This is a genomic window from Enterobacter sp. WP_7_1 (assembly GCF_003688535.1).
GTDB lineage: Bacteria > Pseudomonadota > Gammaproteobacteria > Enterobacterales > Enterobacteriaceae > Enterobacter > Enterobacter asburiae.
Genome location: NZ_REFK01000001.1, coordinates 1790211 through 1803965, shown reverse-complemented (window position 1 = coordinate 1803965; position 13755 = coordinate 1790211). Strand labels below are relative to the sequence as shown.

General features: G+C 53.2%; 15 protein-coding genes. 11 read left to right on the top strand and 4 right to left on the bottom strand.

Annotation, left to right across the window (positions count from 1 at the left end; all coding sequences use genetic code 11):
* Nucleotides 1–164: 164 nt before the first annotated feature.
* The 6 genes from topA to acnA all read left to right on the top strand — a co-directional run bounded on the left by topA (nucleotide 165) and on the right by acnA (nucleotide 7650).
* Nucleotides 165–2762, top strand: a complete 2598-nt coding sequence (gene topA, locus BJ885_RS08965) for a type I DNA topoisomerase (protein ID WP_121931743.1) — start codon at nucleotides 165–167, stop codon at nucleotides 2760–2762.
* A gap of 187 nt (nucleotides 2763–2949) precedes the next feature.
* Nucleotides 2950–3924 carry an HTH-type transcriptional regulator CysB gene (cysB, locus tag BJ885_RS08960; RefSeq protein WP_008502814.1) on the top strand — a complete coding sequence of 325 codons (975 nt, stop codon included), beginning with the start codon at nucleotides 2950–2952 and terminating at the stop codon, nucleotides 3922–3924.
* Nucleotides 3925–4262: 338 nt separating this feature from the next.
* On the top strand, nucleotides 4263–4403 hold the full coding sequence (locus BJ885_RS08955; RefSeq protein ID WP_213327741.1) for a YmiA family putative membrane protein: 141 nt from the start codon (nucleotides 4263–4265) through the stop codon (nucleotides 4401–4403).
* Between the two features lie 2 nt (nucleotides 4404–4405).
* The gene (locus BJ885_RS23340; protein WP_032656727.1) at nucleotides 4406–4576 is read left to right on the top strand and encodes a hypothetical protein; all 171 of its coding nucleotides are present in this window, start codon (nucleotides 4406–4408) and stop codon (nucleotides 4574–4576) included.
* A gap of 138 nt (nucleotides 4577–4714) precedes the next feature.
* Nucleotides 4715–4813 carry a small membrane protein YmiC gene (gene ymiC / locus BJ885_RS23470; protein ID WP_032623144.1) on the top strand — a complete coding sequence of 33 codons (99 nt, stop codon included), beginning with the start codon at nucleotides 4715–4717 and terminating at the stop codon, nucleotides 4811–4813.
* Nucleotides 4814–4974: 161 nt separating this feature from the next.
* A complete protein-coding gene (acnA, locus tag BJ885_RS08950; protein WP_121931742.1) occupies nucleotides 4975–7650 on the top strand; it encodes an aconitate hydratase AcnA in 2676 nt (891 codons plus the stop codon).
* 36 nt (nucleotides 7651–7686) lie between these two features.
* On the opposite strand, the gene ribA is transcribed toward acnA, so the two are convergent.
* The gene (gene ribA / locus BJ885_RS08945) at nucleotides 7687–8277 is read right to left on the bottom strand and encodes a GTP cyclohydrolase II (RefSeq protein ID WP_008501210.1); all 591 of its coding nucleotides are present in this window, start codon (nucleotides 8275–8277) and stop codon (nucleotides 7687–7689) included.
* Between the two features lie 197 nt (nucleotides 8278–8474).
* Here ribA and pgpB point away from each other — a divergent pair, with 197 nt between their 5' ends.
* The 5 genes from pgpB (at nucleotide 8475) to yciH (ending at nucleotide 12124) form a co-directional block, all read left to right on the top strand.
* The gene (pgpB, locus tag BJ885_RS08940; RefSeq protein ID WP_059446799.1) at nucleotides 8475–9242 is read left to right on the top strand and encodes a phosphatidylglycerophosphatase B; all 768 of its coding nucleotides are present in this window, start codon (nucleotides 8475–8477) and stop codon (nucleotides 9240–9242) included.
* 148 nt (nucleotides 9243–9390) lie between these two features.
* Nucleotides 9391–9699, top strand: a complete 309-nt coding sequence (locus BJ885_RS08935) for a LapA family protein (protein ID WP_023312067.1) — start codon at nucleotides 9391–9393, stop codon at nucleotides 9697–9699.
* Nucleotides 9700–9705: 6 nt separating this feature from the next.
* Nucleotides 9706–10875 (top strand): lipopolysaccharide assembly protein LapB, encoded by a 1170-nt coding sequence (lapB, locus tag BJ885_RS08930; protein WP_023335944.1) that lies wholly within the window; start codon nucleotides 9706–9708, stop codon nucleotides 10873–10875.
* Between the two features lie 185 nt (nucleotides 10876–11060).
* Nucleotides 11061–11798 (top strand): orotidine-5'-phosphate decarboxylase, encoded by a 738-nt coding sequence (pyrF, locus tag BJ885_RS08925; RefSeq protein ID WP_029740523.1) that lies wholly within the window; start codon nucleotides 11061–11063, stop codon nucleotides 11796–11798.
* Complete coding sequence (gene yciH / locus BJ885_RS08920; RefSeq protein ID WP_023312064.1) at nucleotides 11798–12124, top strand: stress response translation initiation inhibitor YciH; 327 nt, start codon at nucleotides 11798–11800, stop codon at nucleotides 12122–12124. The genes pyrF and yciH overlap by 1 nt, the downstream gene beginning before the upstream one ends.
* A gap of 105 nt (nucleotides 12125–12229) precedes the next feature.
* On the opposite strand, the gene osmB is transcribed toward yciH, so the two are convergent.
* From osmB to BJ885_RS08905, 3 genes are all read right to left on the bottom strand, one after another.
* Nucleotides 12230–12448 (bottom strand): osmotically-inducible lipoprotein OsmB, encoded by a 219-nt coding sequence (osmB, locus tag BJ885_RS08915; protein ID WP_008501216.1) that lies wholly within the window; start codon nucleotides 12446–12448, stop codon nucleotides 12230–12232.
* Between the two features lie 263 nt (nucleotides 12449–12711).
* Nucleotides 12712–13464, bottom strand: a complete 753-nt coding sequence (locus tag BJ885_RS08910; protein ID WP_023312063.1) for a DNA-binding transcriptional regulator YciT — start codon at nucleotides 13462–13464, stop codon at nucleotides 12712–12714.
* 43 nt (nucleotides 13465–13507) lie between these two features.
* Nucleotides 13508–13690, bottom strand: coding sequence for a hypothetical protein (locus tag BJ885_RS08905; protein ID WP_029740522.1), 183 nt, complete (start codon nucleotides 13688–13690; stop codon nucleotides 13508–13510).
* Nucleotides 13691–13755 lie beyond the last annotated feature (65 nt).

Genomic DNA, 13755 nt, shown 5'->3' with positions numbered 1-13755 from the left:
AATACCCGAAAACTCAATCACCTGGGCGTCTTCTCATTAACGTCCGGTAAGTCAAAGGGGTTGATATCTCCTGACGCAGTCGCAATATCATTGGCTCGTCGTCAGCGGAAGGGAAATCAACGTGCGGCGTATTCCTGGAAGAATTAAATTAGGTAAAGGTGAATATGGGTAAAGCTCTCGTCATCGTTGAGTCCCCGGCAAAAGCCAAAACGATCAATAAGTATCTGGGTAATGACTACGTGGTTAAGTCCAGCGTCGGTCATATCCGCGATTTGCCGACCAGTGGCTCAGCCAGCAAAAAGAGCGCAGACTCTACCTCCACCAAAGGGGCTAAAAAGCCTAAAAAGGATGAACGTAGCGCGCTTGTCAACCGCATGGGTGTTAACCCATGGCATAACTGGGATGCACAATATGAAGTGCTGCCCGGGAAAGAAAAAGTCGTTAACGAGCTGAAGCAGCTTGCTGAAAAAGCAGACCACATCTATCTCGCAACCGACCTTGACCGCGAAGGGGAAGCCATTGCGTGGCACCTGCGGGAAGTGATCGGTGGTGATGACAAACGCTACAGCCGTGTAGTGTTTAACGAAATTACGAAGAATGCGATTCGTCAGGCGTTTGAGAAGCCGGGCGAACTGAATATTGACCGCGTAAACGCACAGCAGGCACGTCGCTTTATGGACCGCGTGGTGGGCTACATGGTCTCTCCACTGCTGTGGAAGAAGATTGCCCGTGGCCTGTCCGCAGGGCGTGTGCAATCCGTCGCCGTGCGTCTGGTCGTTGAGCGTGAGCGCGAAATTAAAGCCTTCGTGCCGGAAGAGTTCTGGGAAGTCGATGCCAATGTGACCACGCCGGGCGGTGACGCTCTGCCGCTGCAGGTGAGCCATCACAACGATAAGCCTTTCCGTCCGGAAAACCGCGACCAGACCATGGCCGCCGTAGCGCTGCTGGAAAAAGCACGCTATCAGGTGCTGGAACGTGAAGACAAACCGACCAGCAGCAAGCCGGGTGCGCCGTTTATTACTTCAACGCTGCAACAGGCTGCAAGCACGCGTCTGGGTTATGGCGTGAAGAAAACCATGATGATGGCGCAGCGCCTGTATGAAGCGGGCTACATCACCTACATGCGTACTGACTCCACCAACCTGAGCCAGGACGCTGTTAATATGGTTCGCGGTTATATCAGCGACAATTTCGGCAAAAAATACCTGCCGGAAAGTGCGAATCAGTACGCCAGCAAAGAGAATTCCCAGGAAGCGCACGAAGCAATTCGTCCTTCCGACGTCTCCGTCCTCGCGGAATCGTTAAAAGATATGGAAGCGGATGCGCAGAAGCTGTATCAGCTGATCTGGCGCCAGTTTGTCGCTTGTCAGATGACGCCTGCGAAGTACGATTCCACAACGCTGACCGTCGGCGCGGGTGATTTCCGCCTGAAGGCGCGCGGTCGTATTCTGCGCTTCGACGGCTGGACGAAAGTGATGCCTGCGCTGCGTAAAGGCGATGAAGACAGAACGCTGCCTGCGGTTAATAAAGGTGACGAGTTGTCGCTTGTCGATCTGGTTCCGGCACAGCACTTCACCAAGCCGCCTGCGCGCTTCAGTGAAGCGTCCCTGGTGAAAGAGCTGGAAAAACGCGGTATTGGTCGTCCGTCGACCTACGCGTCCATCATCTCGACGATTCAGGACCGTGGCTACGTGCGCGTTGAAAACCGCCGTTTCTATGCGGAAAAAATGGGTGAGATCGTCACTGACCGTCTGGAAGCAAACTTCCGCGAATTGATGAACTACGATTTCACCGCGCAAATGGAAGACAGCCTCGACCAGGTTGCCAGCCATCAGGCGGAATGGAAAAAGGTACTCGACAGCTTCTTCAGCGACTTTACCGACCAGCTTGAAAAAGCGGAGAAGGATCCTGAAGAGGGCGGCATGCTGCCTAACCAGATGGTTCTGACCAGCATCGACTGTCCAACCTGCGGCCGCAAGATGGGGATCCGTACCGCAACCACGGGCGTGTTCCTTGGCTGCTCCGGCTACGCACTGTCACCAAAAGAGCGCTGCAAAACCACCATCAACCTGGTGCCTGAGAACGAAATTCTCAACGTGCTGGAAGGTGACGATGCGGAAACTAACGCTCTGCGTGCCAAACGCCGCTGCAAGAAATGCGGCACGGCAATGGACAGCTACCTGATCGATCCAAAACGTAAGCTGCACGTTTGCGGTAATAACCCAACGTGTGACGGGTATGAGATCGAAGAGGGCGAGTTCCGCATTAAAGGCTATGACGGCCCGATTGTGGAATGCGAGAAGTGTGGCTCTGAAATGCACCTGAAAATGGGGCGTTTCGGTAAGTACATGGCCTGTACCAACGACGAGTGTAAAAACACGCGCAAAATTCTGCGTAACGGCGAAGTGGCTCCTCCGAAGGAAGATCCGGTTCCGCTGCCAGAACTGCCGTGCGAGAAATCAGACGCGTACTTCGTGCTGCGTGATGGTGCCGCAGGTGTCTTCCTGGCCGCCAACACCTTCCCGAAATCGCGTGAAACGCGCGCGCCGCTGGTGGAAGAGTTGCATCGCTTCCGCGATCGTCTGCCTGAGAAATTGCGTTATCTGGCCGATGCGCCACAGCAGGATCCGGAAGGCAACAAAACCGTGGTACGGTTTAGCCGTAAAACTAAGCAGCAGTATGTTGCGGCAGAGAAAGAGGGTAAAGCGACCGGATGGTCTGCCTTCTTTGTCGATGGCAAATGGGTTGAAGGCAAGAAATAATCTTCCCTTACCGTAACTTACCTGTAAAAGGGCCGGATTTCCGGCCCTTTTTTATTACCTTGTTATTATTTTTTGTTCCGTACTATACAGTCAGGCTATAAATGATATAGTGGTTATAGTTAACCTGTTTCTTATTATTAAATCGTCTTAAGCGATTGACCGCATGCGCTAAATCGGATGGTCTGGCATGAAATTACAGCAGCTTCGTTATATCGTTGAGGTGGTGAATCATAACCTTAACGTCTCTTCTACCGCCGAGGGGTTATATACCTCGCAACCGGGCATCAGCAAACAAGTTCGTATGCTGGAGGACGAGTTAGGTATCCAGATATTTGCCCGCAGCGGTAAGCATCTCACCCAGGTGACGCCTGCGGGGCAGGAAATCATCCGCATTGCGCGGGAAGTCCTCTCCAAAGTCGACGCAATTAAGTCTGTGGCGGGGGAACACACCTGGCCGGATAAAGGTTCGCTGTATATTGCCACGACGCATACCCAGGCACGCTATGCGCTACCCGGCGTTATCAAAGGCTTTATCGAGCGTTATCCTCGCGTCTCTTTGCATATGCACCAGGGCTCGCCAACGCAAATTGCTGAAGCCGTCTCCAAGGGTAATGCAGACTTTGCCATCGCCACCGAAGCGCTTCACCTGTATGACGATCTGGTGATGCTTCCTTGCTATCACTGGAATCGTTCTATCGTGGTGACCCCCGATCACCCCCTGGCGGGTAAAGGGTCGGTCACTATCGAAGAGCTGGCTCAATATCCGTTGGTGACGTATACGTTTGGCTTTACCGGACGGTCCGAGCTTGATACAGCCTTTAACCGGGCAGGGTTAACGCCGCGCATTGTCTTTACCGCAACGGACGCCGACGTGATTAAAACCTATGTGCGGCTTGGTCTGGGGGTGGGCGTCATTGCCAGCATGGCGGTGGATCCGGTGTCAGACCCTGACCTGGTGCGTCTTGATGCGCATGATGTTTTCAGTCATAGCACCACAAAGATTGGCTTCCGTCGCAGCACCTTCCTGCGCAGCTATATGTATGATTTTATTCAGCGCTTTGCCCCTCATTTAACGCGTGATGTGGTTGATACCGCCGTTGCATTACGCTCAAATGAAGATATTGAAGAGATGTTTAAAGACATCAAACTCCCCGAAAAATAATCACACCCGGTATCTTTCCCTCAGGGAAAGATACCGAAATAACGCCTCAAAGCTAAATTAGAATTATCATCATCTACGCATCCCCTGTCATATAATGTCATTATCCATTTAATCCGTAAGGTTATAATGTCGTGAATTGGCGACAAAAGTAGAAACTAATTTACGCCTTCGCAAATTTTTCTTTTCAATTATTTATTTCTGGTCAAAAGATTGAATATTTCATACCTTCCGGTGCGTAAATTCACTGGCTTTTCGGCTAAAGTTTCTTTAGGATTTATCTCAACAGATGATTAATTGTACCAATTGTTTGGTCCTAAATGATAAGCGATGTCGATTGTATGAGGTTAGCAATGCCTTCAGGAAGTGAAGAACCGCAAAGGGATCCTGCGCTCAAGCGTAAAGCCTGGCTGGCGGTCTTTCTCGTCTCTACCCTGTTTTGGGTGGTGGTTGCTCTCCTGGCCTGGAAATATTGGGGTTAAATATGGCAGTGACGGTACGTACAGAAACGGTAAAACAGATGTGTCAGCATCGTGACAATGGCCACAGAGGGCGTAAAGCACCTGCGACTGTTGTACCCGCGTCCTGGAAACTGACGCCGCAGCAGCAAGCGTTTATTGATGTGTTCGCTGAAGACGAACCCAAAAAACAATAATTTAGTTAATTGCGTAATGATGCAAATAGTCTGAATATCGACTCTGCACTTTTGTACTCTTTAATAAATACACATCAGCAATATAGCACTGAGGACTTACCTCGGAACTTTTAATAAATAATGCCTGGTGTCCCTATGATGAATAACATGACGTCTCACAAATACTGGTCATGGATCGGCGTTTTTACCGTGTCGATTCTGTTCTGGAGTCAGCTCATCTGGTTGGCCCTCCACTAAATTGTAAAACCTCGCTACGGCGGGGTTTTTTGTTTTTCCTTTCTGGACCAATCCTAAATTTATCAATTTGGGTTGTTATCAAAACGTTACGACATCTTTGTGTTATCTTTAATTACGGCCCTGATGATTGTCGGGGCATCTCTGTGATTAAGGAGGAGCTTATGTCGTTAACCCTACGCGAAGCCAGTAAGGACACGTTACAGGCAGAAAATAAAACCTGGCATTACTACAGCCTGCCGATGGCTGCCAGAACGCTTGGGGACATTTCGCGTTTACCCAAGTCATTGAAAGTTTTACTGGAAAATCTATTGCGCTGGCAGGACGGTGACTCTGTCACCCTCGGTGATATTCAGGCGCTGGCAGGGTGGCTAGAAAATGCCCATGCCGACAGAGAAGTCGCCTACCGCCCGGCCAGGGTGCTGATGCAGGACTTTACCGGCGTTCCTGCCGTCGTTGATTTAGCCGCGATGCGCGAGGCCGTTAAGCGTCTCGGCGGAGATACGGCAAAAGTGAATCCGCTTTCCCCCGTTGACCTCGTCATTGACCACTCCGTAACGGTTGACCGCTTTGGTGATGACGACGCCTTTGGCGAGAACGTGCGTCTGGAGATGGAGCGCAACCACGAGCGCTACGTGTTCCTGAAGTGGGGACAGCAGGCGTTCAGCCGGTTTAGCGTGGTCCCGCCGGGTACCGGTATTTGTCACCAGGTGAATCTTGAATATCTGGGTAAAGCCGTCTGGAGTGAATTGCAGGATAAAGAGTGGGTCGCCTATCCGGACACGCTGGTGGGCACGGACTCTCATACCACCATGATCAACGGTCTGGGCGTGCTGGGCTGGGGCGTCGGGGGTATCGAAGCGGAAGCGGCCATGCTCGGCCAGCCGGTGTCCATGCTTATCCCTGACGTGGTGGGCTTCAAGCTCACCGGCAAGCTGTCTGAAGGCATTACCGCCACCGATCTGGTGCTCACCGTCACCCAGATGCTGCGTAAGCATGGTGTGGTGGGCAAGTTTGTAGAATTCTACGGTGATGGTCTGGATTCGCTGCCGCTTGCCGACCGTGCCACCATTGCCAATATGGCGCCGGAATACGGTGCAACCTGCGGCTTTTTCCCCATCGATGACGTCACGCTGGAGTACATGCGCCTTAGCGGGCGCAGCGAAGAGCAGGTCGCGCTGGTGGAGGCCTATACCAAAGCGCAGGGCATGTGGCGAAACCCGGGCGATGAACCGGTCTTCACCAGCACGCTTGAGCTCGATATGGGAAGCGTCGAGGCGAGCCTCGCCGGGCCGAAACGTCCGCAGGATCGGGTTGCGCTGAGTGACGTGCCAAAAGCCTTTGCCGCCAGCAATGCGCTGGAAGTGAACGTGGCGCAGAAAGACCACCGTCCGGTCGACTATGTTCTGAACGGACATCAGTATCAGCTCCCGGATGGCGCGGTTGTTATTGCGGCCATTACCTCCTGCACCAACACCTCGAACCCCAGCGTCTTAATGGCGGCCGGTCTGTTGGCGAAAAAGGCGGTAGAGCTTGGGCTAAAACCTCAGCCATGGGTCAAGGCCTCGCTGGCACCGGGTTCCAAAGTGGTATCGGATTACCTGGCGCAGGCCAAACTGACGCCGTACCTTGACGAACTGGGCTTTAACCTCGTGGGCTACGGCTGTACGACCTGTATTGGTAACTCCGGCCCGCTGCCTGAACCCATTGAAACGGCGATCAAGCAGGGTGACCTGACGGTAGGCGCGGTCCTGTCCGGTAACCGAAATTTTGAAGGGCGTATTCACCCGCTGGTGAAAACCAACTGGCTCGCCTCGCCGCCGCTGGTTGTGGCGTATGCCCTTGCAGGGAACATGAATATCAACCTGGCGACCGATCCAATTGGTCACGATCGCAAGAATGATCCTGTCTACCTGAAAGATATCTGGCCATCTTCGCGTGAAATCGCGCTGGCCGTTGAAAAGGTCTCAACCGAGATGTTCCGCAAAGAGTATGCGGAGGTCTTTGAAGGCACGCCGGAGTGGAAAACCATCAACGTCGTGGGCTCAGATACCTACGACTGGCAGGATGACTCGACCTATATTCGTCTGTCGCCGTTCTTTGACGAGATGCTGGCCGAGCCGGCACCGCTTAAGGATATCCACGGCGCGCGCATACTGGCGATGCTGGGAGATTCCGTCACGACCGACCATATCTCTCCGGCGGGAAGTATCAAAGCCGATAGCCCGGCAGGACGTTATCTGCAGAGCCGGGGCGTCGAACGCCGCGATTTTAACTCCTACGGCTCGCGTCGCGGCAATCATGAGGTCATGATGCGCGGGACCTTTGCCAACATCCGCATTCGTAACGAAATGGTACCGGGCGTGGAAGGGGGCATGACGCGCCATCTGCCGGGGACGGAAGTGGTTTCGATTTATGATGCTGCGGTCAAATATCAACAGGAAGGTACGCCGCTGGCGGTGATCGCCGGGAAAGAGTACGGTTCCGGCTCCAGCCGCGACTGGGCGGCGAAAGGTCCGCGTCTGCTTGGCGTTCGCGTGGTTATCGCCGAATCGTTTGAACGTATTCACCGCTCGAATCTGATCGGTATGGGGATCCTGCCGCTTGAGTTCCCGCAGGGAGTGACGCGTAAAACGCTGGGACTTACCGGGGAAGAGCAGATTGAGATTAGCGGTCTGCAAAACCTGCAGCCGGGGAAAACGGTGCCGGTGAAGCTAACGCGGGCAGACGGGAAAACCGAGGTGCTGGATTGCCGGTGCCGTATTGATACGGCAACCGAGCTGACCTATTACCAGAACGACGGCATTTTACATTATGTGATTCGTAAGATGCTGGACTGATGAAACAAGCCCGGCGCGCGTGCCGGGCTTTTAGCATCACTCTTTCAGCAGATGGCCCATCTTGGCGGCTTTGGTATCCAGGTAGTGGGCGTTTTTAGGGTTACGGCCGACAATCAGCGGTACGCGCTCGACGATGTTGATCCCCGCTTCGGTCAGGATCTCCACTTTTTTCGGGTTATTGGTCAGCAGGCGAACTTCGTCCACGCCCAGCAGCTTGAACATATCGGCGCACAGGGTGAAGTCCCGTTCGTCAGCGGCAAAGCCAAGCTGATGGTTTGCTTCAACCGTATCGTAGCCCTGGTCCTGAAGCGCGTAAGCGCGAATTTTATTCAGCAGACCAATATTACGACCTTCCTGACGGTGATAAAGCAGCACACCGCGGCCTTCTTCTGCAATATGAGACAGGGCGGCTTCCAGCTGGAAACCACAATCACAGCGCAGGCTGAACAGCGCGTCGCCGGTAAGACACTCTGAATGGACGCGGGACAGCACCGGCGTCTGCCCTGAAATGTCGCCATATACCAGCGCGACATGATCCTGTCCGGTTGCCAGTTCTTCAAAACCCACCATCAGGAAATCGCCCCATGGGGTTGGCAGTTTGGCTTCTGCCACACGTTTAAGCTGCATGTGATTCTCCAGAGTAGGCTGACACGTTTCGTGCCTTTGCCCTGTTTTGCTTTCTGTATCAGTTCATTTTGCCACAAGCTCAGCAGGTTCGCCTAATGGGCACCATGCTATATGAACGTTAAACGCACGATCCGACATATCCACCCAAAGGATTAATTTCAGTTATGATTGTGACGCTTAGCGAAAAAGGAGAAGACATGCTTTCAATCGCCAGACGTACGGCAGCAGGCGCGGCCATTTTACTGATTATGCCTCTGGCCGTATGGCTTTCAGGCTGGATGTGGCAGCCCGGGCATAATGCCACGTGGCTGAAAACGTTATACTGGATAACGGAAACGGTCACCCAGCCGTGGGGGATTATTACCCACGTACTCCTCTGCGCCTGGTTTCTGTGGTGCCTGCGCTTTCGTTTGCGCGCGGCGCTGATGCTCTTTGCGATCCTCGGGGGCGCTATCCTTGTCGGTCAGGGCGTGAAATCCTGGGTTAAAGATCGCGTTCAGGAGCCACGTCCTTTTGTCGTCTGGCTGGAAAAAACGCATCATGTTCCGGTGGATGAGTTCTACAATTTAAAACGTAAAGATCGTGGAGCGCTGGTGAAAGAACAGCTTGCGGAACAGCAGGATATCCCGAAATTCTTGCGTAAACACTGGCAGAAAGAGACCGGGTTCGCGTTTCCTTCCGGTCACACCATGTTTGCGGCCAGCTGGGCGTTGCTGGGGGTTGGGCTGCTTTGGCCAAGGCGTCGAACGATTACTATCGTGATTTTACTGGTCTGGGCGACGGGAGTCATGGGCAGCCGCTTGCTGCTGGGGATGCACTGGCCCCGGGACCTGGTCGTCGCCACGCTCATCTCATGGCTGCTGATCGTGCTGGCGACCTGGCTCACTGAACGATTCTGCGGCCCGCTAACGCCACCGCCAGAAGAGAAAGAAGAAATAGCCGAAAGGGACCAAACGGACGCCTGACGGTTGATATTCCGTATTTTGCCCATAGATCCATGACCTGCGCGTCACTTTTTCCGTTTCGCGCTCGTCGCTAAAATGGTAGTTTATAAGGCTGATTGCGGTGAGTTGAACACACTTTATTCGCTTGAACCACATAACGGGAAGTAATGTGAAATATTTACTCATTTTCTTACTGGTATTGGCGATTTTTGTCATTTCAGTCACGTTGGGTGCACAAAACGATCAGCAGGTGACGTTTAACTATCTGCTGGCTCAGGGTGAGTATCGCGTCTCGAGCCTGCTGGCGGTCTTATTTGCTGCCGGATTTGCCATTGGCTGGCTGGTTTGCGGTCTGTTCTGGCTGAAAGTCCGTGTTTCTCTTGCGCGCGCTGAACGTAAAATTAAGCGACTCGAAAATAACATTGCCCCTGCGTCTGACATCCCGGAAAGCTCTGGTGTGCCGGTCGTGAAGGAATAATCGACTATGCTGGAGTTGTTGTTTCTGCTTTTGCCTGTAGCCGCAGCCTATGGCTGGTATATGGGCCGCAGAAGTGCGCAACAAACAAAACAGGATGAGGCCAACCGCCTCTCCCGCGACTACGTTGCGGGGGTGAACTTCCTCCTGAGTAATCAGCAGGACAAAGCTGTAGACCTGTTCCTCGATATGCTGAAAGAGGATACGGGGACGGTTGAAGCGCATCTCACCCTGGGCAACCTGTTCCGCTCGCGCGGCGAGGTCGATCGCGCCATACGTATTCACCAGACCCTGATGGAAAGCGCCTCGCTGACCTACGATCAACGTCTCCTTGCGGTACAACAGCTGGGGCGGGATTACATGGCCGCAGGGTTGTACGATCGCGCAGAAGATATGTTCGCGCAGCTGGTGGACGAAACAGATTTCCGCATCGGCGCGCTGCAGCAGCTCCTGCAGATTTATCAGGCCACCAGCGACTGGCAGAAAGCCATTGATACCGCCGAACGTCTGGTGAAGCTGGGTAAAGATAAGCAGCGCGTTGAGATAGCCCATTTCTACTGTGAGCTTGCGCTTCAGCAGATGGGCAACGACGACATGGATAAAGCCATGGCGCTGCTGAAGAAAGGCGCCGCCGCGGACCGCAACAGCGCGCGAATCTCCATCATGATGGGGCGCGTCTTTATGGCGAATGGCGACTACGCCAAAGCCGTTGAAAGCCTGCTGCGGGTTATCGACCAGGACAAAGAGCTGGTCAGTGAAACGCTGGAAATGCTGCAAACCTGCTATCAACAGCTCGACAAGCAGGAAGAGTGGGTAGCATTTCTGCGTCGCTGCGTGGAAGAGAATACCGGCGCTACCGCTGAACTGATGCTCTCAGACGTTGTTGAGCAGTATGAGGGAAGCGACACCGCGCAGGTTTATATTACGCGTCAGCTGCAGCGCCATCCTACCATGCGGGTATTCCACAAGCTGATGGATTATCACCTGAACGATGCTGAAGAAGGGCGCGCCAAAGAGAGCCTGATGGTGCTGCGCGACATGGTTGGCGAACAGGTGCGCAGCAAGCCGCGCTATCGCTGTCAGAAGTGCGGTTTTACCGCGTATACGCTCTACTGGCACTGTCCTTCCTGCCGCGCCTGGTCCACAATCAAGCCAATCCGTGGCCTGGACGGGCAGTAATTTTTTAAAACGTCGCATTTTAGTTACAACATACTGATCGTTTTTCCCATATCCTGAACTCCGTGCGGTTTGTCAGCCTGGCAGGCGCGTAAATGGATCCTGTCAATTTGCGGCGTCGACAGGTAGAATGCTGGCCGTTTATCTGTTCCGCGCCGCTGCGCGCCCATAGACGAAAAGGGCTGGTCATGACGTCTGTTACATCCTCCACTTCCCGCGTAATTACGGATTCTCCTGTTGTTGTTGCGCTTGATTACAATAAGCGTGACGCCGCACTGGCGTTTGTCGACGGCATCGACCCTCGCGACTGCCGTCTGAAAGTTGGCAAAGAGATGTTCACGCTGTTTGGACCGCAAATCGTTCGCGATCTGCAGCAGCGCGGCTTTGACGTTTTCCTCGACCTGAAATTCCATGATATCCCGAATACCACGGCGCACGCCGTTGCCGCAGCCGCAGAGCTGGGCGTATGGATGGTCAACGTCCATGCATCGGGTGGGGCAAGAATGATGACGGCCGCCCGCGAGGCGCTCCTGCCGTTCGGTAAAGATGCACCGCTGCTGATTGCGGTCACGGTGCTGACCAGTATGGACGAAAACGATCTTCGTGACCTGGGCGTGACGTTGTCACCCGCCGAGCATGCCGAACGTCTCGCACGTCTGACGCAGCATTGCGGCCTGGATGGTGTTGTTTGCTCCGCGCAGGAAGCGGTACGTTTCAAATCAGCGCTGGGCCAGGATTTTAAACTGGTTACGCCGGGTATCCGTCCTGCAGGTAGCGACGTGGGCGATCAGCGCCGCATTATGACGCCTGAGCAGGCGCTGGCTGCTGGCGTTGACTACATGGTCATCGGGCGTCCGGTAACGCAGTCTGCCAACCCGGCTGAGACGCTTAAGGCTATCAACGCATCGCTGAAAAAGGGGGCCTAATGACCGATTCCAACAGCCGTCTGGTCTATTCAACCGATAGCGGGCGTATAGACGAGCCGAAAGCGAAAGTGGAACGTCCAAAGGGGGACGGCATCGTTCGGATCCAGCGTCAAACCAGTGGACGAAAGGGGAAAGGGGTTTGCCTTATCTCCGGCATTGACCTGGATGATGCTGAACTGGCAAAGCTGGCGGCCGAGTTAAAAAAGAAATGTGGCTGCGGCGGCGCCGTGAAAGACGGCATTATTGAAATCCAGGGAGATAAGCGCGATTTAATAAAATCTCTTCTGGAAGCCAAAGGTATGAAAGTCAAACTGGCAGGCGGTTAGAATAAATGAGCCACGGCAAATGCCGTGGCTCGTGTTATATACGTGCGTATGTCAGACCTGAAATGCGTTCAAATATCGCAATACCGGGGAAGGCTTAGATAATAATTATTTGCCAACCTGGTGACCGATAATACCACCGACAGCAGCGCCACCTAATGTACCCAGCGTACTACCATCCGTTAATACTGCACCACCGAGAGCACCGGCACCGGCACCAATAGCGGTGTTACGGTCACGTTTAGACCAGTTAGAGCACGCGCTCAGGGACATTGCTACAGTGATTGCCAGAACAGCGGCGGCTAATTTTTTGCTGGTTAAGGTCATAATACTTTCTCCTGAATTATCGATTCACGGAAAGATGTACACGTTAAGTATAGACGAATCGAATACTTAATTCTTTTCTCCGTGAAAGCTGGTCGCGCAGGCGTTACGTAATCACGCAGGTGATAGTCACTTCCTGTTATATCGCTAACATTAATTTTACGACTTTAATGCAGGTTAAACAGGTAAAAACTCTTAAAGAAGTACCAGGAATCATCTCAGAGAAAGAAGGGCGTATGCGCCCGAAATTCGGGCGCGGAGGGGACTCAGGCGGTCGTTTTAATAATATTGACGATCAGCCCGTCATCTTCCAGCTTATTACGGTGCGCGTCGCTCAATCTTTCATCGGTAATCACGCGGCTAAAGCGTGAAACGGGGCCCATCGTATAAGGATGAACGGCGCCAAATTTAGAACTGTCGGTCAGCACAATGGCTTCACACTCTTTTTCCAGCACGGCATTCACGACGTCAGAGCGCATCATATCCCGACCGGTAAAACCTGTCTCCGGCTGCCAGCCGTCAATCCCGATAAAGGCCTTGCTGAAATGAACCTGCTGGACATACTGACGGGTCAGCGGGCCTACCATGCTTTCACTTTTTTTCTGGTAAATACCGCCGAGCAGAATCACCTCGCAGCGCGTCTCTTTGAGCAAATGCGCGATATAGCTGCTGACGGTGATGATGGTAACGTCTTTTTGATCGGCAAGCGTGCGCGCCAGAAGGGCATTACTGCTGCCGTTTTCAATAAAGACGGTCTCGCCGTTGTTCACCAGGGATGCGGCAAATTCCGCCAGTTCACGTTTGAGCGCGTAGTTATTCATCATGCGCGTTTCGACGTCGTCACTGTCCAGCGGGACAGCATATCCGTGCGCGCGACGCAGGTAGCTCTGTTTTTCCAGCAGATTAAGATCCTGACGGATTGTAACTTCAGACACGCCGGTGGTTTTAGCAAGATCGACTACGCTTACGCGTCCCTGATCGATGACCATCTGCAAAATGAGTTGTTGTCGGGAATTCATAGCATCCATTTAATAAAGCGAAACGAGGTCGGAGACGGTGGGGTTAAACTTCCCACGGCGCTTTTGGCTGTCCGTTTTCTGGCGCATTGTCAGCACCATTCTGAGCAAGAAGTTCAGACTTCAGGATCTCGAGATTACGGATAGCAGAGTGATAATCGCCCGCCACCAGGATATCCAGCACGGTATCAATTCGTTGTGCTACAGCTTGTGCGTCAATAGTCGACATAATCTCACCCCAGGCGCGAAAAGTTAATATTTTCAATGATGCAGAAAATAGGATCAAAAGAGAAG